General features: G+C 68.9%; 27 protein-coding genes. 19 read left to right on the forward strand and 8 right to left on the reverse strand.

The annotated features are described in order from the left end of the window. Window positions 1-125 precede the first annotated feature (125 nt). Window positions 126-1,337 carry a winged helix-turn-helix domain-containing protein gene (locus U4Z31_RS27965; protein ID WP_321812024.1) on the forward strand — a complete coding sequence of 404 codons (1,212 nt, stop codon included), beginning with the start codon at window positions 126-128 and terminating at the stop codon, window positions 1,335-1,337. Between the two features lie 160 nt (window positions 1,338-1,497). Here U4Z31_RS27965 and U4Z31_RS27970 read toward each other — a convergent pair whose 3' ends face one another. Further along, a complete protein-coding gene (locus U4Z31_RS27970; RefSeq protein WP_415750307.1) occupies window positions 1,498-2,556 on the reverse strand; it encodes an alpha/beta fold hydrolase in 1,059 nt (352 codons plus the stop codon). Window positions 2,557-3,035: 479 nt separating this feature from the next. Between U4Z31_RS27970 and atpG the strand changes: the two genes are divergently transcribed. Both atpG and atpC read left to right on the forward strand, forming a co-directional pair. Then, window positions 3,036-3,905 (forward strand): ATP synthase F1 subunit gamma, encoded by an 870-nt coding sequence (gene atpG, locus U4Z31_RS27975; protein WP_321798890.1) that lies wholly within the window; start codon window positions 3,036-3,038, stop codon window positions 3,903-3,905. Window positions 3,906-3,916: 11 nt separating this feature from the next. Continuing rightward, window positions 3,917-4,378, forward strand: a complete 462-nt coding sequence (gene atpC, locus U4Z31_RS27980) for an ATP synthase F1 subunit epsilon (RefSeq protein WP_044847595.1) — start codon at window positions 3,917-3,919, stop codon at window positions 4,376-4,378. A 47-nt stretch (window positions 4,379-4,425) separates the two neighbouring features. Here atpC and U4Z31_RS27985 read toward each other — a convergent pair whose 3' ends face one another. The 3 genes from U4Z31_RS27985 to U4Z31_RS27995 form a co-directional block, all read right to left on the reverse strand. Further along, window positions 4,426-4,644 carry a DUF1653 domain-containing protein gene (locus tag U4Z31_RS27985; RefSeq protein WP_006751720.1) on the reverse strand — a complete coding sequence of 73 codons (219 nt, stop codon included), beginning with the start codon at window positions 4,642-4,644 and terminating at the stop codon, window positions 4,426-4,428. Between the two features lie 55 nt (window positions 4,645-4,699). Beyond that, entirely contained in the window at window positions 4,700-5,143 is a 444-nt protein-coding gene (locus tag U4Z31_RS27990) for a GNAT family N-acetyltransferase (protein ID WP_044847594.1), read from the reverse strand. A gap of 110 nt (window positions 5,144-5,253) precedes the next feature. Beyond that, window positions 5,254-5,634, reverse strand: a complete 381-nt coding sequence (locus tag U4Z31_RS27995) for a DUF4087 domain-containing protein (RefSeq protein WP_257769216.1) — start codon at window positions 5,632-5,634, stop codon at window positions 5,254-5,256. Between the two features lie 226 nt (window positions 5,635-5,860). Here U4Z31_RS27995 and U4Z31_RS28000 point away from each other — a divergent pair, with 226 nt between their 5' ends. Together U4Z31_RS28000 and U4Z31_RS28005 are read left to right on the forward strand one after the other, a co-directional pair. Continuing rightward, the gene (locus U4Z31_RS28000) at window positions 5,861-6,484 is read left to right on the forward strand and encodes an HAD hydrolase-like protein (protein ID WP_321812025.1); all 624 of its coding nucleotides are present in this window, start codon (window positions 5,861-5,863) and stop codon (window positions 6,482-6,484) included. A gap of 387 nt (window positions 6,485-6,871) precedes the next feature. Further along, the gene (locus U4Z31_RS28005; RefSeq protein WP_124485352.1) at window positions 6,872-7,444 is read left to right on the forward strand and encodes a DUF4142 domain-containing protein; all 573 of its coding nucleotides are present in this window, start codon (window positions 6,872-6,874) and stop codon (window positions 7,442-7,444) included. A 101-nt stretch (window positions 7,445-7,545) separates the two neighbouring features. Here U4Z31_RS28005 and U4Z31_RS28010 read toward each other — a convergent pair whose 3' ends face one another. Continuing rightward, window positions 7,546-8,145: a GNAT family protein gene (locus tag U4Z31_RS28010; RefSeq protein ID WP_321812026.1), complete on the reverse strand. Its 600-nt coding sequence runs from the start codon at window positions 8,143-8,145 to the stop codon at window positions 7,546-7,548. Window positions 8,146-8,220: 75 nt separating this feature from the next. After that, window positions 8,221-9,135 carry a LysR family transcriptional regulator gene (locus U4Z31_RS28015; RefSeq protein WP_124523022.1) on the reverse strand — a complete coding sequence of 305 codons (915 nt, stop codon included), beginning with the start codon at window positions 9,133-9,135 and terminating at the stop codon, window positions 8,221-8,223. A 109-nt stretch (window positions 9,136-9,244) separates the two neighbouring features. Here U4Z31_RS28015 and lysA point away from each other — a divergent pair, with 109 nt between their 5' ends. From lysA to U4Z31_RS28040, 5 genes are all read left to right on the forward strand, one after another. Next, window positions 9,245-10,483, forward strand: a complete 1,239-nt coding sequence (gene lysA / locus U4Z31_RS28020; protein ID WP_124485349.1) for a diaminopimelate decarboxylase — start codon at window positions 9,245-9,247, stop codon at window positions 10,481-10,483. Window positions 10,484-10,851: 368 nt separating this feature from the next. Then, window positions 10,852-11,460 carry a ribosome-inactivating family protein gene (locus tag U4Z31_RS28025; protein ID WP_321812027.1) on the forward strand — a complete coding sequence of 203 codons (609 nt, stop codon included), beginning with the start codon at window positions 10,852-10,854 and terminating at the stop codon, window positions 11,458-11,460. Window positions 11,461-11,480: 20 nt separating this feature from the next. Beyond that, a complete protein-coding gene (locus U4Z31_RS28030; RefSeq protein WP_321812028.1) occupies window positions 11,481-12,122 on the forward strand; it encodes a hypothetical protein in 642 nt (213 codons plus the stop codon). Window positions 12,123-12,181: 59 nt separating this feature from the next. Further along, on the forward strand, window positions 12,182-13,300 hold the full coding sequence (locus tag U4Z31_RS28035) for a hypothetical protein (protein ID WP_321812029.1): 1,119 nt from the start codon (window positions 12,182-12,184) through the stop codon (window positions 13,298-13,300). Window position 13,301: 1 nt separating this feature from the next. Beyond that, the gene (locus U4Z31_RS28040; protein WP_321812030.1) at window positions 13,302-14,366 is read left to right on the forward strand and encodes a hypothetical protein; all 1,065 of its coding nucleotides are present in this window, start codon (window positions 13,302-13,304) and stop codon (window positions 14,364-14,366) included. A 101-nt stretch (window positions 14,367-14,467) separates the two neighbouring features. Here the strand turns inward: U4Z31_RS28040 and U4Z31_RS28045 are convergent, their stop codons facing one another. Further along, window positions 14,468-15,151, reverse strand: a complete 684-nt coding sequence (locus U4Z31_RS28045) for a helix-turn-helix transcriptional regulator (RefSeq protein ID WP_044847586.1) — start codon at window positions 15,149-15,151, stop codon at window positions 14,468-14,470. Between the two features lie 283 nt (window positions 15,152-15,434). Here U4Z31_RS28045 and U4Z31_RS28050 point away from each other — a divergent pair, with 283 nt between their 5' ends. From U4Z31_RS28050 to U4Z31_RS28085, 8 genes are all read left to right on the forward strand, one after another. Continuing rightward, window positions 15,435-16,127, forward strand: a complete 693-nt coding sequence (locus tag U4Z31_RS28050) for a DUF2589 domain-containing protein (protein WP_124485342.1) — start codon at window positions 15,435-15,437, stop codon at window positions 16,125-16,127. Window positions 16,128-16,142: 15 nt separating this feature from the next. Next, the gene (locus U4Z31_RS28055) at window positions 16,143-17,102 is read left to right on the forward strand and encodes a DUF2589 domain-containing protein (protein ID WP_321812031.1); all 960 of its coding nucleotides are present in this window, start codon (window positions 16,143-16,145) and stop codon (window positions 17,100-17,102) included. After that, the gene (locus U4Z31_RS28060) at window positions 17,086-17,532 is read left to right on the forward strand and encodes a lysozyme (protein WP_044848970.1); all 447 of its coding nucleotides are present in this window, start codon (window positions 17,086-17,088) and stop codon (window positions 17,530-17,532) included. The genes U4Z31_RS28055 and U4Z31_RS28060 overlap by 17 nt, the downstream gene beginning before the upstream one ends. Window positions 17,533-17,698: 166 nt before the next feature. After that, on the forward strand, window positions 17,699-18,841 hold the full coding sequence (locus tag U4Z31_RS28065; RefSeq protein ID WP_321812032.1) for a poly(3-hydroxybutyrate) depolymerase: 1,143 nt from the start codon (window positions 17,699-17,701) through the stop codon (window positions 18,839-18,841). Between the two features lie 55 nt (window positions 18,842-18,896). Then, the gene (locus U4Z31_RS28070) at window positions 18,897-19,439 is read left to right on the forward strand and encodes a hypothetical protein (protein ID WP_321812033.1); all 543 of its coding nucleotides are present in this window, start codon (window positions 18,897-18,899) and stop codon (window positions 19,437-19,439) included. Continuing rightward, the gene (locus U4Z31_RS28075) at window positions 19,436-20,056 is read left to right on the forward strand and encodes a hypothetical protein (protein WP_321798852.1); all 621 of its coding nucleotides are present in this window, start codon (window positions 19,436-19,438) and stop codon (window positions 20,054-20,056) included. Before U4Z31_RS28070 ends, U4Z31_RS28075 begins: the two co-directional genes overlap by 4 nt. A gap of 110 nt (window positions 20,057-20,166) precedes the next feature. Further along, window positions 20,167-20,784 carry a hypothetical protein gene (locus U4Z31_RS28080; RefSeq protein ID WP_044848966.1) on the forward strand — a complete coding sequence of 206 codons (618 nt, stop codon included), beginning with the start codon at window positions 20,167-20,169 and terminating at the stop codon, window positions 20,782-20,784. A gap of 70 nt (window positions 20,785-20,854) precedes the next feature. Then, window positions 20,855-21,472, forward strand: a complete 618-nt coding sequence (locus U4Z31_RS28085; RefSeq protein WP_044848965.1) for a hypothetical protein — start codon at window positions 20,855-20,857, stop codon at window positions 21,470-21,472. A 67-nt stretch (window positions 21,473-21,539) separates the two neighbouring features. Here U4Z31_RS28085 and U4Z31_RS28090 read toward each other — a convergent pair whose 3' ends face one another. Further along, window positions 21,540-22,427: a DMT family transporter gene (locus tag U4Z31_RS28090; RefSeq protein ID WP_124485338.1), complete on the reverse strand. Its 888-nt coding sequence runs from the start codon at window positions 22,425-22,427 to the stop codon at window positions 21,540-21,542. A gap of 126 nt (window positions 22,428-22,553) precedes the next feature. Here U4Z31_RS28090 and U4Z31_RS28095 point away from each other — a divergent pair. Then, window positions 22,554-23,125 (forward strand): GntR family transcriptional regulator (locus tag U4Z31_RS28095; protein WP_321812034.1); only part of this gene is annotated, 572 nt, incomplete at its 3' end.

The raw sequence follows: 23,125 nt of genomic DNA on the forward strand, positions 1-23,125 counted from the left end.
ACTATAGGGAAAGTCGCGCCGCGCATCTGTCAAGCATTGTCAGACGTGTCGCGCGAAAGCGTCGCACACGTGCGCCGCTTTCGCGCTAAAGTGGTGCCCGACCGCCACCTTCAGCCGCCGCTCCGATGCTCACGCTTTCGCCCGCCGCCGCCCGCGCGCTGCATCTCGCCGCGCAGGGCCTGCTGACCCCGCCCCGCCGCAAGGCCACCAAGGCCGACGTGCTCGACACGATCCGCCGGATGGCGCAGTTACAGATCGATACGATTCATGTCGTCGCGCGCAGTCCGTATCTCGTGCTGTTCAGCCGACTCGGCGACTTCGCCCCGCAGTGGCTCGACGAGCATCTCGCCGAGGCGCGCCTGTTCGAATACTGGTCGCACGAAGCGTGCTTCCTGCCGGTCGAGCAATTCGGGCTGATGCGTTACAAGATGCTCGATCCGTCGGGGATGGGCTGGAAATACGCGGCCGACTGGCACGCGCAGAACCGCGCCGAGATCGAGCGGCTGCTCGCGCGGATTCGCGACGAAGGCCCCGTGCGGTCCGCCGATTTCATCCGCGAAGACGGGGTGAAAGGCAACGGCTGGTGGGACCGCAAGCCCGAGAAAAAACACCTGGAAGTGCTGTTCACGACCGGCCACCTGATGGTGTCCGAGCGCCGCAATTTCCAGCGCATCTACGACGTGCGCGAACGCGTGCTGCCCGACTGGGACGATGCGCACGACCTGCCGCCGCGCGACGCGGTGCTGCCCGCGCTGCTCGACTACACGTGCCGCGCACTCGGGATCGTGCGCGCGGACTGGGTGGCCGATTACTACCGGCTGCCGCGCCGTTCGTACCGCGCGGAACTCGAGCAGCTCGCGGACGCGGGCGAGCTGATCCCGGTGGAGGTCGCCGACTGGAAGGAGCCGGCCTACGTGCATCGCTCGCTCGACGCGCTGCTGCCGGCCGCCGCGGCAGACACGCTGCGCTCGACGGTCACGACGCTGCTGTCGCCGTTCGATCCGGTGGTGTGGGACCGGCGGCGCGCCTCGACGCTGTTCGGGTTCGACTACACGATCGAGTGCTATACGCCCGCGCACAAGCGGCGCTACGGCTACTTCTGCCTGCCGGTGCTGCATCGCGGCCGGCTGATCGGGCGCGTCGACGCGAAAGCGCATCGCGCGCTCGGCACGTTCGAGTTGAAGACGGTGCATGTCGAGCCGGGCGTGCGGTTCGGCACGGGGCTCGCGGCCGACGTCGCGAAGGCCGTGAAACGGCTGGCGGCGTGGCATGGCACGCCGGAAGTGACGGTCGGGCACGCGCCGCCAGCGCTCGCGGACGCACTGCTCGGCAGCTGATCTGCCGCGGCGGCGCGACCGCTCGCCCGCCGCCTGCGTGCGCGCCGGCACCGTTGCCGTACCGACGCGCCGACGCATCGACCCATCGACCCATCGACGCACCGACGCATCGCGGCGCCGCCGCGCATCCCCACCGCGCGGTGGGCCTCCGCTGCAACCGCTACCGCTTCGCGGCAATCCAGCGTGCAATGCCCGGCCACACGTCCTTCAGCGTGCGCGATCCCATGAACAGCCCGATATGTCCGCCCGGCACGAGCTGGCGCGTCACCTGCGAGGCGGGCGTCCCCACCAGGTCCTGCGCGGCGAACACCTGCTCCTGCGTCGTGATGTCGTCGGCAGCGCCGGCAAGCAGATAAACGGGGCACGTGATCGCCTTCAGGTCGAGCATCCGCCCGAGCGCGACGAACGTGCCCTTCGCGAGCCGGTTCTCCTTGAAGATCTGCACGATCGCCTGCAGATACCAGCGCCCCGGCAGGTCGATCGGACTTTCGTACCAGTTCGCGAATGCTTCGCGCTTGCGCAGGTAGTCCGCATCGTCGAGGTGTTCGTACAGGTCGACGTGCTCGGCGAGATAGTGCTGGTCGGGATGCATGTTCTTCCAGCCGCGCAGCATGAAACGCCCGCGCATCAGGCCGCCGCCCATCGTCACCAGTTCCTCGTAGAACGACGTCGGATAGGTGTGCGCCATCCGCTTGATCGGACCGTCGCCCGCATCCGTGTCGATCGGCGCGCCCGCGAGCACGAGGCTCGCGACCTTGTGCGGAAAGCGCGCCGCATACATCGCGGACATCCACCCGCCCTGGCACAGACCCACGAGATTCACGCGGCCGCCGAGCTCGTCGACGCAGACGTTCAGCTCGGCCAGGTACTGGTCGATCTCGAGGTCCCGCATGTCTTCGGTCGCCGAGCGCCAGTCGGTCAGGTACACGCGCGTCACACCGTGCTCGCGCAGCGTCTGCATCAAACTCTGCCCCGGCTGATAGTCGGCGATCATCGCCCGGTGTCCCGCATACGGCGCTTCGACGATCGTCGGCAGCCCGTGCGCCGGCGCGACCGAATAATCGCGGAACGTCATCGTGCGCAGTTCCAGCAGCGCGCGGTTCGGCGACGCCAGCGCCGGATGCGGTTCGCAATGCAGCTTCTCCTCTTCCGCGACGAAACGCAGGTTGCGCGCGGTGAGTGCCGAGCCGAGCCGGACCATCTCGGCGGCGGCGGCCATCGGCCAGAAGATCGGCAACGCCGGCGCGCTGGCGGACGTCGCGGAAGGCGGGATGGTATCGGTATCGCTCGAATTCATCGAATTCCTGGCTACTGGGAACATGAAGGAGAAAGCCGTACGCGGGCTGCGCGACGATCGTCCGCGCTACACCCGCGGCGAATCGCACGTCACGCGCGCGGCCGTGACGTATGCGTGACGTTTGCGTCTTTCGATGCGTCCGCAACGATCTTCCGATGCGGGCGGCAATCGGTCATCGAACGCCCGGTGCGACCATCGGCGAAACCATTCTGGTCCGTAACCGGAAGCGATCGCTTGATCGCGGTCAATCGTTTCAGGTGAAATCCCGATAGCATGAAATCGCGCGATGACAGTTCGATGGCCGCGGCGCGATATCCGCCGACCTCGCTGCCGCACTCGCGGCCGACATCGCGTCGCCACAGCGCACCGGCGACACCGGGCGACCTGCCTCCCCGCCTCACATGCACATCCGCGAAATCCGCTCGAAGATCAGCAGTACCTCGTCCACGCGCAAGATCACGAAGGCGATGGAAATGATGGCTCGCACCAAGATGGCGGGCGCGCAGCGGCGGGCGCGCGATTTCCGGCCCTATGCGGCGCGCATCCGGGAGATGGCCGAGCGCGTGCTGCGCGACCGGTCCGGCCACGTCTCCGCGCTGATGGCGAGACGCACGCCCGTGCGCCGCGTCGGCCTGATCGTCGTCAGCACCGATCGCGGGCTGTGCGGCCCGCTCAATACGCGGCTGCTGGTCGAATGCGTGGATGCGCTCGAACGCTGGAACCGCGCCGGCGTCGCGTGCGAACTCAGCGTGATCGGCGCACGCGGCATTGCGCCGCTGATGCGCCATGGCGCGACCATCACCGCCCGCGCCAGCGGCCTCGCCGCCGCGCCGCACTTCGAGCAGCTGCTCGGCGCGCTGCTCGTGCCGCTCACCGCATTCGTCAACGGCGAACTGGACGAACTGCACATCGCGTACAACCAGTTGACGAGCCCGCTCGCGTATTCGCCGCGCATCGACGCGGTGCTGCCGCTCACCGGCCTCGACACCGGCACGCCGCCCGGCGACACCGCGACATCCGACTATCTGTACGAGCCCGCACCGAAGCCGGCCGTGGATACCTTGCTGCTGCGCTACGTCGAGGCGACGCTCTACCAGGCCGTCGTCGAGAATTACGCGTGCGAGCAGTGCGCGCGGATGTTCAGCATGCAGACCGCGACGGAGAACGCCGATCGCGTGCTACGCGAGCTGCGGCACCTGTATCAGAAGACGCGCCAGGCGCAGATCACCACCGAGCTGTGCGAGATCGTCGCCGGCGCGGCGGCGGTCTGAAGGAGGCGCGCATGCCGACGTCGATGAAGCTCGACATCCTCAGCGTGGAAGACGTGCTGTATTCGGGCGACGCACATTTCGTCGTCGTGCCCGGGGAAAGCGGCGAGCTGGGCATCTACCCGCATCACGCGCCGCTGCTCACGCGGCTGCGGCCCGGCGTCGTGACGCTCGTTGCCGCACCGGGCGGCGAGCACCGCCGGCTGCTCGTCGCGGGTGGCCTGCTGGAAGTCAGCCGCGACGGCGTGACGCTGATTGCCGACCACGCACTGCGCACGCCCGAACTCGACGACCTGCGCGCACGCGAAGCACGGCATGCGGCGGACGAGTGGCGCCGGCGCTTCGCGCACGACAACCGGCGCGCCTTCGATTTCGCATCGGCGCGTGCGGAGTTGATGGACGAAATCCGGCGCTTCTTCGCGCTGGCGATGCACCGGGAGTCCGCGCCGCGCGACACGCCGGGCGCCGCCGGCTAGGCCGGGCGCCGGCACCGCTCGTCGTGCGGTCGGCGGGCGCGCTCAGTTCAGTCGCGCAGCTTGCGAAAGCGCGGCGTGCCGTCCGGCAGGTTCTCGTTGAACATCGCTTCCGGCCGCACCCACAAGCCGCGCGCATGCGGCCACAGATGCTCGTACACGACCACCGATTCCTCGGTTTCGGAATGACGGGCGACGCCGATGTAGCGATACAGCCCGCCCTTGTAGTGACGATGCGTGGCGAGCTGTTCGGCTTCCTGTTCGGTCATGATCTGCTTCCCTTCGGCAAAAACGAAAGCGCGTATTGTATGCGCTCGCCGCGCGTCAGCGTTTCGCGTAGATATCGGGGCGGCGGATCTCCATCAGCCGCTCGGGATTCGCGGACGGCCCGAAGCCGACCGGCCGGTACAGTTCGTGCGCGTCGGTCGTCACGAGCATGATGCGGCGCAGGCCCTGCACCATCGGCTGCGCGAATACGTGGTCGATCAGCGCGCGGCCATAGCCGTTGCCGCGCTCGGCCGGCAAGACGAATACGTCGCACAGGTAGGCGAACGTCGCGTGGTCGGTCACGAGCCGCGCGAACCCGACGAGCCGGTCGCCCACATACGCGCCGAAGCACAGCGAGCCGTCGATCGCGCGCTCGACGACGTCGCGCGGAATGCCCTGCGACCAGTACGCATCGCGGTGCAGGAAATCGAAGATCGCGTCGATGTCGAGCTCGCGCTTGTCGGTGGAAAATCTCAGCGGGGCGGGGGTGGCTGCGGGCACGTCGGCTCTCCGGTCGGCTCGGGGTGGAGCAGCAACGATAGCGCGGCGCCGGGTGGGCGACAAGCGATGCCGCCGATTCACGATCGCGTCGCTCCCACCAACCTGCCCCCTTACGGCGCCGGCAACGCCCGATCAGCCTTGCAACGCTTCAGCGGTAGCGGCCGGGCCGCCACGATCCGCGTCACCGCGCGGGTGCGCGGGTCGATTTCCAGGTCGAGGCACGCGCAGCCGTAACCGTGCATCCCCGCATTGGTGACGACCCAGCCGCGCGTCGACATGTCCGGCATCTCGTCGAGGCCCGGCACCGGCGGGCTGCCCTGGGTCGACAGCGTCCAGCTGTTGTCCTTGTCGACGAGCCACCAGTTGGCCGGCGTCGGATTCTCGAGCCATCCGCAGCGCTTCTCCGCGGCGGCGGCCGCGGGCGTCGCGGACGTCAACGCGACGAACACACCAAGCATCCACATCGCGGAACGGGCACGGGCGATTTTCATTTCAGGGAAGTCCAGACGAAGGAAACGGGGGGAAACGATAGCGTCGACAGCATACCGGGCTTTCACGCCCGTTATGTCATGCACCGCGTTTCGCGGGCGGCATTCCGTCCGATGCAAGGAAGCTGCACGACCATCCCGCTTCGCCGCGGACCCAACCGCTCGCGCGGGCCACGCGGCTCGATTCGGTGATATCGTCACCGGCTCGATCAACTCGCGGCATCGCTTCATGCCCTATCGACTCATCGCGTTCGACTTCGACGGCACCCTCGCCGATTCGCTCGACTGCTTTCTCGCGGCGCTCACGGAGGCATCGCGCCTGCACGGCTTTCGCGACGCGACGCCCGAGCTGCGCCCGGCGCTGCGCGGCATGTCGGCACGCGAGATCATCCGCGCGCTCGAGGTGCCGATGTGGAAAGTGCCGCGCGTGACGCTCGACATGCGCCGGCTGATGCGGCCGCGCATCGCGCACGTAAAGCTGTTCCCCGGCGTCGACGCGACCTTCGACGCGCTCGCCGCACGCGGCATCCGCATCGCGGTCGCGACGTCGAACACCGAGGACATCGTGCGCGACCGGCTCGGCCCGCACGCGAGCCGTTGCGTCGACACGTTCGCGTGCGGCATTCCGCTGTTCGGCAAGGCGCGCCGGCTGCGCGCGCTCGTGCGCGAAGCGGGCATGCAGCCCGACGACGTGCTGTATGTCGGCGACGAGATCCGCGATGCCGAAGCGGCGCGCCGCGCGCGTATCGCATTCCAAGGTGTCGCATGGGGTTACACGGCGCCCGACGCGCTGCAGGCGCATTGCGCGACGCCGTTGCTGCCGCGTCTCGACGCATTGCTCGATCGCGTGTGAGGACGCCGTACGAATCGCGCGCTCGATTCGACGAATCGCGAAACAACCCGCCCGCGAAACGATGAAACGTCGATGACACGCGCGCGCATCGCAGCGATCACATGCACGCCGCGCACGCAAAAATTGCCGCCACGATGCACGCAACAGGTACGCCCTACCTGGCCGCGCGCGCACCCATCGTTTCGTCTTACCAACCGTTACACAAACCACAGCGCGGTTGCACCTGCTACCTGAGCGCTCTCCTAGAATCAGTCGGGCCGGGAAACACTTCGAACGCCGCCGCGGCAGAGCGGCGATCGAGCCCGGCCCGGGCGCGCCCGGTCTCTCGCACAGCTGCGGATCACGCGATCCGTCCGTTAATCAGAGCCCCGATAGAAAGGAGGTCCCATGAACCGCTTTCCCCAAGTCTCGCGCCTTGCATTGTCTGCCGCTGGCCTGCTTCTCGTCGCCGTGACGGCGACCGCGCAAACCGCGCAACCGGCGCCGTCCGCACCGGCCGCCGCCACGCAGACGCGCATCCACGAAGCCGACCAGGCCTTCATCAACGACGGCACGAAAACCGTGTCGACCCAGCACGACGCCGCACGCATCGCCGATTCGCGCACGTCGGACAGCCAGGTGAAGGCGTTCGCGCAACGCGTGTCGACCGACGATGAGAAGATCATCCAGGCGATGCGCGCGGCCAGCCCGCGCGGCGTCGACGTGCCGGCCAACGATCCCGACACGGCCGTGCTGGACAGCATCAAGACCCTGCGCGGCGCGGAATTCGACAAGGCGTATATCGAGCAGGTCGCGCTCGCCGGCCAGCAGAAGACGATCTCGGCATTCCAGGCCGAAATCGCGTCGGGCCGCGACACGAAGCTGAAGGAAGTCGCACGCCAGGCGCTGCCGATCCTGCAGGCGCACTACGCGGCCGCGCAGAAGCTCGCGCAGCGTCATCACCTCGCATCGGCGCAGTAACGCGCTGCCCCGCCGCGCATCGCGCGCGGCACGCCGCTTCCCCCCTCGTCGCGTCGCCGCCCCGTTTGCGGCGGCGCGACGCACGCGGCACCCGCCTCGCGTCAGGTCGCGAGCTTCGCCCGCAACCGCTCGCTCACCTCCGGCCATTCGTCGTCGATGATGCTGAAGCGTACCGAATTGCGCTTGCGGCCATCGGGCATGATCCGCTCGTGACGCACGATCCCTTCCTGCTTCGCACCGAGCCGCAGAATCGCCGCGCGTGACTTCTCGTTCAGCTCGTCGGTCGTGAACTGCACGCGCACACAGTGCAGCGTGTCGAACGCATACGCGAGCAGCAGCCATTTCGCTTCGGTATTCGCACGCGTGCGCTGCGCCGATTCGCTCAGCCACGTATGACCGATCTCGAGCTTGCGGTGCTTGCGGTCGATCTTCCAGAAACGCGTGCTGCCGATCACGCGGCCCGACGCACGCTCGACGATCACGAACGGCATCACGGTGCCGGCCGCGCGGCCTTGCAGCGCCGTATCGAGATAGGCGTCGACCGTCTCCTCGCCCGGCACGACCGTGACCTTCAGGTTCCACAGCTCGCCGTCCGCCGCCGCATCGAGCAACGCCTGCCGGTCGGATGCTTCGAGCGGCCGCAGCGCGATGCGCTCGCCGGTGAGCGTCGGTTGTTCGAGGGAAGATGCAGCATCGGTCATGACGGGTTCCGTTTCCGTGAAGATGACGAAGAGGAGCAGGCTGCGCGCAGCGAAACGCCCATCATACGGCTATCGTCAGCCCGGCAGCGCGGCGAGCCGCTCGCGAATCGCCTGCGCTTCGCCGCGCAGCGCTTCGGCGAATGCGTCGACGAGCAGGCTCTTCGGCCGGTGCTCGGGCACGATCACGCTGACGCGGTAGGGAAACGAGCGCGTGAGCGGCCGCACGTGCAGGTCGCGCCCGACGAAATCGAGCGCGGTCAGCGGATTGACGATCGCGGCGCCGAGCCCCTGCCGGACGAACGCGCACACCGACACGGCCGACGGCGTCTCGACCACCGAACGCGGCGCGACACCGAGCTGCGCGAACGCCTCGTCGATCAGGATCCGGTACGGGTCGTTCAGCGACAGGCTCACGAACGGGCGATCGGCGAGATCCGCGAGATCGATCGCGCGCTGCGCGAGCAGCGGATGGCCGTCCGGCAGCACGCACACCTCGTCGACTTCGAGCAGCGGCGTGAGCACGGTGCCGGCCGGCGCGACGTCGTGCTCGGTCAGCCCGACATCGTAGCGCTGCGCGGTCAGCCACTCTTCGAGCACCGGCGACTCCTGCGTCGCGACCGACACGCTGACGCCCGCATGCGCGTCGTGAAAGCGCCGGCATGCGCCGGGCAGGATCGCGTGCGAAAACGCCGGCAGCGCGATCACCGACAACTGGCCGTCGCGAAACTCGCGCAGCCGCGCGGCCGTCGCCGCGACGCGCTCGAGCCCCACATACGCGAGCCGCACGTCGTCGAACAGCGTGAGCGCGGCCATCGTCGGCCGCAACCGGCCGTGCGAGCGCTCGAACAGCGCGAAGCCGACCACCTGCTCCATCCGCGCGAGCTCGCGGCTGATCGTGGGCTGCGACGTATAGAGCATCTCGGCCGCGCGCGTCGTGCTGCCGGTGACCATCAGCGCGCGGAAGACCTCGATGTGCCGGTGTGTGAGCATGGCTATCTATATCAGAAATGCATCGAATGTCGAAAAACATGCATTTTACTGTATAGCCATTCAGGCGCATCATTCACGCTGTCCGTTCATTCGATCCGATTCATCCGCCATGTCCCTCGATTCCCGCCAGCTCGCGACGCTCGCGCAGCAATACGGCACCCCGCTGTGGGTGTACGACGCCGACGTCATCCGCGACCGCATCGCCCAACTGCGCCAGTTCGACGTGATCCGCTATGCGCAGAAGGCGAACTCGAACCTGCATATCCTGAAGCTGATGCGCGAGGAAGGCGCGTGCGTCGACGCCGTGTCGCTCGGCGAGATCGAGCGCAGCCTCGCGGCCGGGTTCAGTCCGGCGGGCGAGCCGGAAGGCGTCGTGTTCACCGCCGACCTGATCGACCGCCCGACGCTCGCGGCCGTGCTGAAGCACGGCGTGACCGTGAACGCCGGCTCGCTCGACATGCTCGCGCGCGTCGGCGAGCATGCGCCCGGCCATCGCGTGTGGCTGCGCGTGAATCCCGGCTTCGGCCACGGCCACAGCAACAAGACCAACACCGGCGGCCCGCAGAGCAAGCACGGGATCTGGATCGACGACGTGCCGCGCGCGATCGAGATCGTGCGCCAGTACGGGCTGAAGCTGGTCGGCATCCACATGCATATCGGCTCGGGCGTCGACTACGGCCACCTGTCTCAGGTGTGCGATGCGATGGTCGACCTCGTCACGTCGCTCGGCCACGACATCGAAGCGATTTCCGCCGGCGGCGGGCTGTCGATTCCGTATCGCGACGGCGAGCCGCGCGTCGACGTCGGTCACTACTTCAGCCAGTGGGATGCCGCGCGCAAGCGGATCGAACGGCATCTCGGCCACGCGGTGCGCATCGAGATCGAACCGGGCCGCTTCCTCGTTGCCGAGGCCGGCACGCTCGTCACCGAAGTGCAGGCCGTGAACCGCCGTCCGAAGCACGACTTCGTGCTGATCGACGCGGGCTTCAACGACCTGATGCGGCCGTCGATGTACGGCAGCTACCATGCGGTGTCCGTCCACACGCAAGACGGCGCGCTGCCGGCCGGCCGGCCGCTCGTCGACATCGCGATCGCGGGGCCGCTGTGCGAGTCCGGCGACGTGTTCACGCAGGACGCGGGCGGCGTGGTCACGCACCGCAAGCTCGCGCAGCCGCAGATCGGCGACCTGCTGTTCCTGCACGATGCGGGCGCCTACGGCGCGTCGATGTCCTCGAACTACAACAGCCGGCCGCTCGCGCCGGAAGTGCTCGTCGATCGCGGCACGCCGCGGCTGATCCGCCGCCGGCAGACGATCGACGAACTGCTCGCGCTCGAAACGTTCGAGTAACACGCATTCGGCGGCAGTCACGCCAACGGCCAGGTTTGCCGCTACCGGCAAATCTGGCCGTTGTGCTTTTCGGCGCGCGGCGCTCATGCCGCCCGGCAACGCATGAAGCACGCCGCCGAAGTCGCCGATCTTCCACACGCGGTCGCCTCGCCCCTTCGCACCTTCGAACCTTCTCCCCTTCTCCACCTGCGCCGACCGAATCCGACACCCGCTTCCCGGGTGTTCGGTCACACCCCGGCCAATGACTTCTGCCGCATTGTTCGCCCGCCGCGCACCACGCACAGTGGCCGCACGGCAGCGCATTCGCTTCGACCCGCGCGCCGTCTCGACGGCCGAGCAACGCCGGGTTATCTGCAGGAGCGAACATCGTGCAACTTCGACTCACCACCGGCCGTGACTACCAGGACGACCTCACGGCGCTGCGCAACGCGATCCGCCAGAACGGCACGCGCGCGACGCGGCAAGCCGTCGACGTCGTGATCGGCGACGACACCGGCGCGCCGCGCGTGTCGCTGTTGTTGAACCTCGCGTGGCAAGCCGCGAAGAACGGCCCCGCCGTCGACGCGTCGCTGTACACGCTCGGCTTCGTCAGCCAGGGCGGCACCTTCGTATTCGACATCCGGCCGTTTCCGGGCGGCACGCCGGCCGGCGCGGCAGCGCTCGGCGGCGACGGTTCGTACGGCTGGCTCGGCTACGCGACCGATCCCTTGCCCACGATCAATCCGAGCAACCTCCATCAGGCCGTGTGGACGCTGTCGAAACTCAAGCCGGCGGACGCATCGAAGCCCGCACCGTTCAAGCCCGATCTCACACGGCTCGTGATCGCGTTGTCCGAGGCGCTGCGCTTCGCGCGCACCGAGCATGCGATCGCCGGCCTGCTCGACGGCACGCTCGCGACCTACGCGCCGAACGACGATCGCACGGCCTGCTTCAACAACTGGGCGGCGAAGGGTTTCCCGCTCGGCGAGCCGGCCTGATGCCGGCGAAGGAGCCACTCATGTCTGGACTCGACTTCAACGCGTCGCTGCGCTGGGAAGCGTTCGTACTGGGCCTGATCGCGAATGCCGGCGATACGCCGCGCGCGGGCAAGCAGCAGACCGGCTGCGCATTGCCGATGTACGTGATTCCGTTCGCGCGGCTCGACGCGCCGCCCGAGCTGCGGGCGCTGATGTCCGAAATCGCCACGTCCGCGCGCGTCGTCGATCGCGGCCCGTCCGGGCGCCACATCGGCGGCGACGTGCTCGGCGCGATGCGGCAGATCCACCAGAACGTGCCGCGCTACCTGCCGACCTTCACCTACGGCACGGCGACGGACCCGTTCGCCGGGCTCACCGAGCGCGCGAAGCTGTACGAACGCTATGCGGCCACGTTCAAGGCGAATTCGAACGGTCGCGGCGGCGGCGCGCAAACGACCGGCTACGTCGAATACACCGCCGGCACGAATGCGCTGTTCCGCGGCGGCAATCGCGCGCGCATCGCGTTCGACTACGTGTTCGGCCGCCTGTACTTCTCGCCGATCCATTACGAAGCCTGGGTGCCCGGCACGCTCGATCCGGGGCCCGGACAGACCGTCGCCAAGGTCACCGACGGGCCGTACGCGAACCCGTGGTTCTGGATCACCGACATCACGTCCGTTTGAAGCCGCGGCGGTGCGGCCTGAAGCGCCGCGCCGCCATCATCAAGGAAGAGGAAACCGTCATGAAACAGCCAGTCCGAATCGTTTCCGTGCGCTATTCATGCGACTGCAAACCCCTGCGTGCGCCCGACGAAGCGCTCGATGCGTATGCAGCGCGCGTGCAGGGGGTCTTGTTCAATCACCTGAACGGTGCGCTGTCGAGCGCGTTCGAAGCCGTGCGGCGCGACGCGAAAGACGACGATGCACGCCGCGTCACGTTCGTCACCGCGCCCGAGTTCTACTGGAACGTGCCGTGGGACGCGCTGAACGACGTCGACGAACTCCATGCGATCGTCGACTTGCAGCTCGATCCGGTGCGGCGCGCGATCGGCGCGGTCGCCGATCGCTTTCCGGTGGATCAGTACGGGCCGATCGTGTTCCTGCCCGGTACCGTCGCGATGCTCGTCAAGCACGAGACGGCGGCCGACGTGCCCGATGACGGCGCGTTCGTCGGGCCGTACGTGTCGCTGAATTTCACGTTCGCGACGACCAATTTCCTGCCGCCGCTCGCGCGCGGCGCAGGGGGCGATGGTGACGGCGACGACGACGGAACGCGCCGCGCGGCGATCTGGCCGAAGCGGCATACGTCGTGGATCGACTACGGCGACTCGGTCGATGCGCTCGAGACGCCGCTCGCCCACACGTTCCAGCTCGGCGACGGCACGCTGGTCGAGGTGCTGAAGACGAGCGACGTGTCGCCGCAAAGCGCGACGGCCGACGCGCCGCCGTCGTCGCCGTATCAGGGCCCGCGCCTGTCGGACAGCTTCGACAATCGGCTCGGCGAAGCGCCGCCGTTCGGCATCGACATCTGCCTCGACTTCCTCGAATGGCGCGAGTATCCCGGCAACGACGTCAAGCCGCCGCATCTCGACGACGGCGCGCTCGTGCTCGACTTCGTGCTGTCGTACGGCGTGAATCCGACCGATGACGCGTTCGACGTGCCCGACTCGCTGCAATACATCGCGCACAACGACGGCCGCCGCCACAAGGAAGTCGTCGTGTTCGCGGTCGACCGCACGCAGACGCACTGGCAGCGGGTCGCCGAAGCGCCGTGCGTGCGCCACCTGTCGAGCGCGGAACGCGAACGCGTCGCAATCCACGCATTCGACGTGGACGTGCCGGATGCGGACGGCGCACCGTGACATGGGCGCCCCGCGCTTCGGGCGCTGGCGCGCGCGGACGGCGCTGCAGGAGCCGCCACGCGCGCCGGACGATCTCGCCGCGCAGCTGTGCGACGAATGCGAGGCGATGGCGCGCTACGCGCTCCATCACGGGCTGCCGATCGAGCCCGAACTCGTCGCGCGGCTCGCGGCGCTGATCGCGGCCGCCGCTTCGTCCAACCCGGCGTCCAACCCGGCGCCGGGCGCGTCGACCACCACGCCGCTGGCGCCCGCGCAGCAGCACGCGCTCGCGGCGATCCACCGCAAGCTCGCGACGCTCGTCGCGCCCGCGACGCCGCAGGCCGTCACGCTGCTCGACATGCACCGGCGCCAGGCGCACCCGTTCGCGTGGCTCGGCCCGGTGCCGCTGATCCGGCTGCTGACCGGGTCGGCGCTCGGTTTCCTGCTCGCGGTCGTGCTGACGAGCCTGTCGCCGCATGTGTCGGGCGAGAACATCGAGCGCGGCTTCCTGCAATCCAACGGCGTGCAGCTGCTGTGGAACACCACCTTCCTGCTGTGCTGCGCGGGGCTCGGCGCGTCGTTCGCGACGCTGTTCCAGGCGCACCACTACGTCGCCGCGTCGACCTACGATCCGAAATACGACGCATCGTATGGCGCGCGGCTGATTCTCGGCGTGATCGCCGGCCTGATCATCGTCCAGATGCTGCCGGCCCAGTTGTTCGCGCAGGGCAGCATGCACAACTTCGGGCGGCCGGCGCTCGCGATGCTCGGCGGCTTCTCGGCGACGGCCGTGCATCGCGTGCTGCAAAGGCTCGTCGAGACGCTCGAGACGCTGGTGCAGGGCGACCGCTCGACCGACGTCGGCGCGGCGCTCGCCGCAAATCGCGCGCGCGCCGCCAGCGAACGCGCGCAGTGGCAGGGCGAACTGGCGGCCAACCTGCTCGATCTGCAGCAATCGCTCGACGGCGCGGCATCCGCCGAGGCCGTCCGCGCGCGCCTCGCCGAATTCACGCGTGCGATGCTCGCGGCCCACCCCGCGCCGTCGGCCGCGGACGATCCGCTTCCGCCCGACGCGCCCCGGCAGTAGCGCGACGCGGCGCGGGCGCACCGTTGCCGCCGCCGCGCGAAACCCGCCTTCGCCCGCGGCACGCTCGCGTGCCGGCCCGATCGGTGCGCCCGTCGCACGCATCAGCCGGGCGAATGGCACGCCGGCGCGAACGTGAATCCGGCCGGCTCGGCCGGAACGTGGCGCGCGAGCCACAATGCGGCCTCCGTCCGGTTGCTCACGCCGATCTGGCGGAACAACGCGTACAGATGGTTCTTGATCGTGCCCTCCGCGACATTCAGTACACGGCAGATCTGCTTGTTCGACTTGCCTTCGGCCAGCAGCCGCAGCACCTCGCGCTGGCGCGGCGTGAGGCGCTCGAATGCGCGATCGTCGCCGGCCGGCACGCCGCCCGGGGGCGCCTGCGTCGCGCCGCCGTCGTTCGGCGGCACGTAGATCGCGCCGGCCGCGACGCGGCCGAGCGCATCCGCGAATTCGTCCGCGCTCGCGTGCCGGTCGATGATGCCGGCCGCCCCCGCCAGCAGCGCATCGGCAATCGTGCGGCGGCACACGGCGGCCACCACGCACAGCCACGGTGCGCCGGCAAACGTCTCGTTCAGTACGCTCGGCCAGCTCGGCCGTGCGGCGTGCTCGCCGCATTCGATCGTGATCGCCTCGACCGTCCCGGGCAGCAACGCGTCGCGCAAGCGCAAGACGTCCTCGGGACGGCGGGCCGACCACACATGCCAGTCGACATCGCGTTTACACAGTACGTCCGCCACGCCCGCGACGAATAACGGCGGGCTATCGATCATCAGAACGTTCATTGCGCGGTTTCCTCGAAATCGGGATGCTCGGTTTAGGATTTTTTGCTTCCCTACCCGGCGTTTTTTTTACCGCTGTTTTACACACCGCGCACTAGGCCCGTCGCTCCGTGACGAATGGCCTAATTCGTCCACGCCGCGCCCCGCCGCGCGTACCGATGCCCGCCGCGCGCCGGCCCGGGCCGCCGGACGTGACGGACGTCATATTTGGTAAACGTCTTCAATTTCCTAATGTGAATAACGACAGCGAATTTCCGTTGTCTTCAACACGAAGAGGAGTTTATTCATGGACGCGAATTTCATTGGCTCGGTGATTAACGCTTTACCCATGGACCAAATGATCGCCGGCCCGTTAAAGGCGATGATCAGCGCGCAGACGCAGGCCGCAAAGAGCTACGCGGATTTCCTGATGCAGGTCTGCATCCAGGGCGGCAAGGCCGTGGCCGTCCAGTTCGACTACGACGAGACGCTGGTGGACGAAAGCGGCGTGTCGAAAGGCGTCGTGCAGAAGACGATGCGCATCCCGCTGCTCGCGGCGATCGTCCATCCGATCATCGCGATCGAGGAAGGCACGATCGACTTCGAGATGGAGATCACGCAGTCGGAGAAGTCGTCGTCGTCGACCGAAGCCGGCGGCGAATTCCAGGCGAAGTTCGGCTGGGGGCCGATCAGCGTCAGCGTGTCCGGGCGCGTGTCGCACAAGGCGGAGCAGACGCGCAGCACCGACACGCGCGCGAAATACTCGATCCATACGCAGGTGAAGCGCCAGTCGCCGCCCGAAGCGCTGATGCGCGTGATCGACTTCCTGACCGAGGCCGCGACCAAGCCGGTCGTCACCGAAGGCAACGCGAAGGACGTGAAGCCGCTGCCGGCGACGCCGACCGACGGCAAGCTGGTCGGCGACGCGTCGGGTGCCGGCGGCAAGGCGGCCGCGCCGGCCGGAGCCGATGCGGGCGCCCAGCAGCCGGCGCACGCGTAAGCGCGCGGACCGGCCATGTTCAGGCTCTTCAGACGGTCGCGCCGCGCGGGCGGCGGCGGGCACGACGACGCGGATGCGCGTCCGGGTGGCAGCACTGCCCGGCAGGAACCGGACGGGCCGGTCCCGCCGGCGGCCGGGGCGGTGGCAGGCCGTGGCGGCGCGGTCGCTGGCGCGGGCCCGGACGCGGTCGCCGGCACGGGCGGCGCGGTGCCGGCGGCGGCAGGCGTCGATCCGCCGCGCCACGCGACACCCGGTTCCGCCGGCTGGCCGGCCGGCGCCGCGTCGGGCGTGAATGATGCCCCGGCCGCCGCGGCCGGCGCATCGACCGGCGGCTTGCCGCCCGCTGCGCCTGTGTCGCCCGCTTCGCCGACACCACCCGCTTCGCCGACGCCACCTGCGCCGCCCACGCCGCCGCCCGGCGCCCCGGCCGACGACGAACGCCCGCCGCCGCGCGGCATCGCGCTCGACGAGATCGCGCGCGGGATGCAGCACGCGGCGGCCGCCGCGAACCAGCTACTCGCGCACCAGTACACCGCCGTGCTCGACCAGTTCTTCGATCTGCGCGACGACGGCCTGCTCGCGCCGCGCGAGGTCACGGTCGCACTCGACGCGGAGCACACGATGCCGGTGCCGCTCGTCGCGCTCGCCACGCCGCGCGGGCTCGCGCTCGACCGGATGGTCGTGCACCTGACCGTGCGCGGCGACTTCACCGAGGCGCTGCCGGCCGGCGGCATCTCGGGCAACGACGACCAGCGCGGCCGCTTCTACGTGACGTTCGCGCCGCGCTCGGAGAAGAAGGACGCCGCGCCGGGCAGTGCGCGGCAGCGCGACACCGAGCACATCGACATCGAAATGCAGTTCGCGGCGCTGCCGCCGCCCGAAGCGATCATGCGCGTGATCGACGAATACACGCATCGCCTGGTGCCGCGCGCACGGCCGGGCAGCAAGGAGAACGACGATGGCGAACCAGCCTGAACGCACCGGCGAGCAAGGCATCGCGCTGATCAAGCAGTTCGAGGGGCTGCGGCTCGCGCGCTATCTCGACGCGGTCGGCAAGCCGACGATCGGCTACGGGCACCTGATCCTGCCGAACGAGCGCTTCACGCGCCCGCTGACGCCGGCCGAAGCGGAGGCGCTGCTGCGGCATGACCTGCGCGGCGCCGAGCTGAACCTGCGCAAGCTGTTGCGCGTGCCGGTCACGCAGCAGCAGTTCGATGCGCTGATGTCGTTCGTCTTCAACCTCGGCGCCGGACGGCTGCGCTCGTCGACCTTGCTGCGCTACCTGAACGCCGGCGCGAGCGCGCGGGCGGCCGACCAGTTCCTCGTCTGGAACAAGGCCGGCGGCAAGCCGCTCGCGGGCCTCACGAAGCGCCGCCGGGCCGAGCGCGCGCTGTTTCTGTCGTGAGCGCCGTGACGCCGCACCGGCCGAACGTCACGGGTCGTCGTGCGTGTCGTTCGCGCCATTTCGCAGCGCGTCGGCTGCCCGTAAGCTGAAACCGTCGCTGAAGTCTTGCTGCATCCGTACCGTTACAACCCTTGTCATTCACCACTCGTCACGACAGGAGCCCCGCATGAACGTCACCCGCTCGCCCGGCCGCACGACTCTGCCCCGCACCGCCGCCTCGCACGTAGTGCGCCGCGCGCTGGGCGCCGCTTGCGCCGCCGTCACCGCCACCGTTACCGTTGCCGTCGCCGCCCTGGCTGCGCTCGCGCCGCACGCCGCGCTCGCCGCCCCCGCCGATCCGCTTCCCGCATACGGCGCCGACCTGCAGCGCACGTCGGTGTCGGGGCTGTCGTCCGGCGGCTTCATGGCCGCGCAGTTCGACGTCGCGTTCTCGAGCCGGCTGATCGGCGCGGGCATCGTCGCGGGCGGGCCGTTCTATTGCGCGGGCGTGAACGCGCTGATCCCGCCGGCGGTGGCCGCGACCACGCTGTGCATGCAGCCGATCGGCCCCGCGCCCTCCGCGGCCGACGCATGGCGCGCCGCGCGCACGTTCGCGCAGCGCGACGAGATCGACGATCCGGTCAACCTGCACGGCCAGCGCATCTATGTGTTCAGCGGGGCGAAGGATACGGTGGTGTTCACGCGCGTCGTCGACCAGACCGCGCGCTTCTACACGCTCGCGCAGGTTCCGGCCGCGAACCTTCAGTATCGCCAATCGCCGGACGCCGGGCATGCGTTCATCACGAACCGCCCCGAGGACAACGCGTGCAGTGCGAATGCGAGCCCGTATATCGACAACTGCGGCTTCCAGCAGGCGCACGACATCGTGCGCTGGATCTACGGCACGCCCGACAAGCCGCTCAACGCGCCCGCCGCGCAGGCTGGCGGCAAGCTGCTGGCGTTCGACCAGCGCGCGTTCGATCCGCAGCGCCGCGCGTCGCTCGGCGATACGGGCTATGCGTACGTGCCGGCCGATTGCGAACGCGCGACCTGCGCGGTGCACGTCGTCTTCCACGGCTGCGTGCAGAACGTCGCGACCGTCGGCGAGCGGATGATTCGCGGCGTCGGCTACAACGAGATCGCCGACACGAACCGGCTGATCGTGCTGTATCCGCAGGTCGAGAAATCGGCCGTCAATCCGCTCGGCTGCTGGGATTTCTGGGGTTATACGAGCACCGATCCGCTCCAACCCGGCTTCTACCGCCGCGACGCGCCGCAGATGGCCGCCGTGATGCAGATGGTGCAGCGCCTCGGCGCCGCGCGTCGGTAATCCGCGTAGCGGCTGCCGTCGCGCCGTCATCGCTCCTTCTTCACGAGGAATCGCCATGTTCTCCACGTTCATCGCCCAATGGGAACGCGCGCACGCCGACGCGCTCCAGCTGTTCGGCAAGCTCGCCGCGCAGACGACCGGCACCGGCGGTACATCCGGCGGCCCCGCGTGGCGCGCGTTCGCGCACACCGCGCTGCTCGCCGGCCATCGCTACACGGATGCATGCCAGGCCGCGACCGACGCACTGTGGCGCGGCCAGCTCGAACGGTTCGGGCTCGGCAGTTCGGCCGCCGCGGTCAAGGAGCTGGCGGCCCTGAACGCGGATCTCGCGACGCGCTTCACGCAGAGCCACCTCCAGCACGCGGGCGCGATGGCCGACGCGGCCGCGCAATACCTCGACGATCTCGGCCGCACGCGCGGCCCGGCCGATGCCGCGATGGCGCTCGGGCGCTTCGCCGGCGACCTGCAGGCGCAGGCGCGTGCGCATGCGCTGCACGTCGCGTCGCTCGCGAACGGCGTCGCGCCCGCGCTCGCGCAGTGGGCCGACCGCACGCTGCGCGACGAACGCGGCACGCCGGATGAGGAGCAAGCATCATGAACATCAAGCTCCGCTTCGTGAACCGTTCGAACGACTGCGGCAACAGCGAGGTCGTGCTGTTCCAGCGCGACGTGATCCCCGATCTGGATACGTTCGCGATCGCGTGGAAGGTGATCCGTTATTGCGGACGCGACTGCTTCCATCCGTTCGACTACTCGACCGACATCGACGTCGCGCTCGGCGACGAGCACGGCAACTTCTCGCCGCGCGTCGCGGCGCCCGCCGGCGTGCGCTTCGTGATCGACGCGCAGCCGACCGGACGCGGGCGGCTCGTGCCCGACCCGGCCGACGCACCGGGCGGCGACATCGAAATCGTCAATCGGCTGCGGCGCGGCGCCGTGAACGTCAACGCGTTCAGCGCGGGCCGGCTGATCGCGGTGAAGGAAGCGGTCGCGCCCGGGCAGAAGGCGGTGTTCCGCTTCACGCCGACGCTGTGGATCGGCGTGGCGTCGCAGATACAGGAAAGCCGCGCACTGCACGCGGCGGTGATGTCGAGCGCGAACACGATGCTGCCGCTGGCGGGCGTCGCCGCGGCCGACATCGTGATGACGGGCGGCGGCACCGGCACCGACGCGCAGCCGTTCGCGTTCGCGCTCGAACATATCGTGCGCGCGTAGTGCCGCCCGACAGGCTTGAACCGGCTTGACGGCACGGCTTCGCGGCCGGGCCGGCGGGAAAGGTGTGCGGCAGACCGACTGCCGTTTTTTCAAACTCAAGGAGCAACGACGTGGATATCCAACTGAACCTGATCAACCGCTCGAACGACGCCAACAACTCGAGCGTCGTGATTTTCCAGAAGAACGTGGCGACCGACTTCGACGAACTCGCGATCGCGTGGAAGGTGATCCGCAATTGCGGCCAGGGCGACAACCATCCGTTCAAGTTCCCGATGACGATGAGCGTGAGCGCGAGCGACAGCTGGGGCAACTACATGCCGCAGCAGGTCGCGGCGAACGGCCAGGTGTTCCAGGTCGTGCGCTCCAGCTCGGGCGACGTGCTGCAGCTCGGCGGCGACCCGGGCGCGAGCTCCGAGGTGCAGGTGCGCAACGACCTGCCGGCCGGTGCGATCAACGCGACGATCTACAAGGACGGCAACGCGCTCGCGCGCAAGACCTCCGTCGCGCCGGGCCAGAAGGCGGTGTTCCAGTTCAAGCCGACGATCTGGATCGGTGTCGCGTCGCAGATCGAACAGGGCGCGCTGATGAATTCCGCGGTGATCTCCGACATCAACACGGAACTGTCGCTGCTCGGCATCGCGAGCGCCGACATCGTGATGACCGGCGGCGGCCCCGGCCCGCGCTCGACGCCGTTCACGTTCCGGCTGGAAAACGTGGTGATGGCGTAACGGTCCGTGCGCCGGCGATGCACGGCCGGCGCCCGTTCAATCAGTTATCCGAATCGAATCAAGGTGACTCATGGACATCAATCTCAACTTCGTCAACCTGTCGAACGACGTCAACAACAGCCAGATCGTGATCTTCCAGAAGAACGTGTCGACGGACTTCGACGAGCTCGCGATCGCGTGGAAGGTCATCACCAACTGCGGACGCGGCGACAACCATCCGTTCGTGTTCCCGTTGTTGACGACCGTCTCCGCGAGCGATGCCGACGGCAACTACATGCCGCAAAAGCGCGCGGACAACGGACAGGTCTTCAACGTGTCGCGCTCGACGTCGGGCAACGTGCTCGCGCTCGCCGGCCCCGCCCCGACGTCGCGCGAGATCCAGCTGCGCAACGACCTGAGCCAGGGAGCGATCACCGCGTCGGTCTTCAAGGACAACCGGCTGCTCGCGCACAAGACGGGGATCGTGCCGGGCCAGAAGGCCGTGTTCGAGTTCAAGCCGACGCTGTGGATCGGCACCGCGTCGCAGATCGAACAGGGCGCGGTGATGAATTCGGCCGTGCTGTCCGACATCAACACCGAACTGTCGCTGCTCGGCATCAAGAGCGCCGACATCGTGATGACGGGCGGCGGTGGCGGCACGACCGCGACCGCGTACCAGTTTCGGCTCGCGAACGTGGTGATGGGGTAAACGGTGCACGCGCGACGGCGCACGGGCGGCACCCGTCACGTCGTCGCGCGACCGCTCCGTGCGTGAATCAGCCCGCGCGCCGCACCGGCGCCATCTTCGAGAAATACTTCGCACCGGCCACGCAGCCGACGACCACGACCGTCACGACGAGCATCGACGGCGGCACCGTCTCGTGCAGCAGCCCGGCCGCGAGCAGGAAACCGAAGAACGGCTGCAGCAGCTGCAACTGGCCGACGCCCGCGATCCCGCCGAGCGCGAGGCCGCGATACCAGAACACGAAGCCGATCAGCATGCTGAACAGCGACACATATGCGAGCCCCCACAGCGCGGCGGCGTCGACGCCGTCGAACGTCGCGGGCCACGTGAACCACGTGAGCGGCAGCATCACCGGCAGCGACAGCACGAGCGCCCACGAGATCACCTGCCAGCCGCCGAGCTGGCGCGACAGCCGCGCGCCCTCCGCATAGCCGAGCCCGCACGCGACGATCGCGGCCAGCATCAACGCATCGCCCGCCACCGACGCTCGACCGCCGTTGCGCAGCGCGAACGCGGCCACCGCGCCGCTGCCGACCAGCGAGAAGACCCAGAACGGCAGCCGCGGCCGTTCGCCGCCGCGCCAGACGCCGAACAGCGCGGTCGCGAGCGGCAGCAGCCCGACGAACACGATCGCATGCGCGGACGTCACGTGCTTGAGCGCGAGCGCGGTCAGCAGCGGAAAACCGACCACGACCCCGAGCGCGACGACGATGAGCGACGCGGTCTCGACACGCGTCGGCCGCTTCTGCTTCAGCGCGACGAGCAGGATCAGGCCGAGCACGCCGGCGATCGTCGCGCGCGCGAACGTGAGGAACAGCGGGTCGAGCCCCTGCACCGCGATGCGCGTCGCGGGCAGCGAGCCACTGAAGATGATCACGCCCAGCAGGCCGCTGAGCCATCCGTCGGTCGTCTTTTGCACGGGAAATCCTGGTCGGAACAAGGTGGATGACCGATGATCCGCCGCCCGCGAAAAGCGCGTAAGCTACAGCCCAATACAATTCGGACAAACTGTACTGGACAACCGGCCGTACAGTTCCCTCTCGCCATGAGCCGTTCCGTGCAAGACCCTGCTCCGCCCGCGCCGTCGCGCACGCGCGTGGAAACCGTGATGGATACGCTGCGCGCGCGGATCGCGAGCCGCGCGCTGATGCCCGGCGCGCGCGTGCCGTCGATCCGGATGATGGCCGACGCGCTGCACGTATCGAAATCGACCGTCGTCGATGCGTACGAGCGGCTCGCGAGCGAAGGCGTGCTCGTCGCGCGGCGCGGCTCCGGCTTCTACGTGTCGGGCCACGCGCCGCCGCTCGCGCTCGCCGAACTCGGCCCGCGCCTCGATCGCGAACTCGATCCGCTGTGGCTGTCGCGCCAGTCGCTCGAGGCGGCGCCCGGCTCGGTGAAGCCCGGTTGCGGCTGGCTGCCGTCGTCGTGGTTGCCGGACGAGAGCCTGCGACGTGCGCTGCGCGCGGTGTCGCGCGACGAACCCGACGCGCTGACCGACTACGCGACACCGCTCGGGCTGCCCGCGTTGCGCCAGCAACTCGCGTGGCGGCTCGCGCAGCACGGCGTCCATGCGGAGCCCGCGCAGATCATGCTGACCGACGGCGGCACGCATGCGCT

Origin of the sequence: Burkholderia sp. BCC1985 (genome assembly GCF_905339915.1) — a bacterium.
Classification (GTDB): domain Bacteria; phylum Pseudomonadota; class Gammaproteobacteria; order Burkholderiales; family Burkholderiaceae; genus Burkholderia.

Bases quoted from the DNA above. Each gene is read 5' to 3' on its own strand.
- U4Z31_RS27965 (WP_321812024.1), top strand. From the start codon at position 126: ATGCTCACGCTTTCGCCCGCCGCCGCCCGCGCGCTGCATCTCGCCGCG.
- U4Z31_RS27970 (WP_415750307.1), bottom strand. From the start codon at position 2,556: ATGGCCGCCGCCGCCGAGATGGTCCGGCTCGGCTCGGCACTCACCGCG.
- atpG (WP_321798890.1), top strand. From the start codon at position 3,036: ATGCACATCCGCGAAATCCGCTCGAAGATCAGCAGTACCTCGTCCACG.
- atpC (WP_044847595.1), top strand. From the start codon at position 3,917: ATGCCGACGTCGATGAAGCTCGACATCCTCAGCGTGGAAGACGTGCTG.
- U4Z31_RS27985 (WP_006751720.1), bottom strand. From the start codon at position 4,644: ATGACCGAACAGGAAGCCGAACAGCTCGCCACGCATCGTCACTACAAG.
- U4Z31_RS27995 (WP_257769216.1), bottom strand. From the start codon at position 5,634: ATGAAAATCGCCCGTGCCCGTTCCGCGATGTGGATGCTTGGTGTGTTC.
- U4Z31_RS28000 (WP_321812025.1), top strand. From the start codon at position 5,861: ATGCCCTATCGACTCATCGCGTTCGACTTCGACGGCACCCTCGCCGAT.
- U4Z31_RS28005 (WP_124485352.1), top strand. From the start codon at position 6,872: ATGAACCGCTTTCCCCAAGTCTCGCGCCTTGCATTGTCTGCCGCTGGC.
- U4Z31_RS28010 (WP_321812026.1), bottom strand. From the start codon at position 8,145: ATGACCGATGCTGCATCTTCCCTCGAACAACCGACGCTCACCGGCGAG.
- U4Z31_RS28015 (WP_124523022.1), bottom strand. From the start codon at position 9,135: ATGCTCACACACCGGCACATCGAGGTCTTCCGCGCGCTGATGGTCACC.
- lysA (WP_124485349.1), top strand. From the start codon at position 9,245: ATGTCCCTCGATTCCCGCCAGCTCGCGACGCTCGCGCAGCAATACGGC.
- U4Z31_RS28030 (WP_321812028.1), top strand. From the start codon at position 11,481: ATGTCTGGACTCGACTTCAACGCGTCGCTGCGCTGGGAAGCGTTCGTA.
- U4Z31_RS28035 (WP_321812029.1), top strand. From the start codon at position 12,182: ATGAAACAGCCAGTCCGAATCGTTTCCGTGCGCTATTCATGCGACTGC.
- U4Z31_RS28040 (WP_321812030.1), top strand. From the start codon at position 13,302: ATGGGCGCCCCGCGCTTCGGGCGCTGGCGCGCGCGGACGGCGCTGCAG.
- U4Z31_RS28045 (WP_044847586.1), bottom strand. From the start codon at position 15,151: ATGAACGTTCTGATGATCGATAGCCCGCCGTTATTCGTCGCGGGCGTG.
- U4Z31_RS28050 (WP_124485342.1), top strand. From the start codon at position 15,435: ATGGACGCGAATTTCATTGGCTCGGTGATTAACGCTTTACCCATGGAC.
- U4Z31_RS28055 (WP_321812031.1), top strand. From the start codon at position 16,143: ATGTTCAGGCTCTTCAGACGGTCGCGCCGCGCGGGCGGCGGCGGGCAC.
- U4Z31_RS28060 (WP_044848970.1), top strand. From the start codon at position 17,086: ATGGCGAACCAGCCTGAACGCACCGGCGAGCAAGGCATCGCGCTGATC.
- U4Z31_RS28065 (WP_321812032.1), top strand. From the start codon at position 17,699: ATGAACGTCACCCGCTCGCCCGGCCGCACGACTCTGCCCCGCACCGCC.
- U4Z31_RS28070 (WP_321812033.1), top strand. From the start codon at position 18,897: ATGTTCTCCACGTTCATCGCCCAATGGGAACGCGCGCACGCCGACGCG.
- U4Z31_RS28075 (WP_321798852.1), top strand. From the start codon at position 19,436: ATGAACATCAAGCTCCGCTTCGTGAACCGTTCGAACGACTGCGGCAAC.
- U4Z31_RS28085 (WP_044848965.1), top strand. From the start codon at position 20,855: ATGGACATCAATCTCAACTTCGTCAACCTGTCGAACGACGTCAACAAC.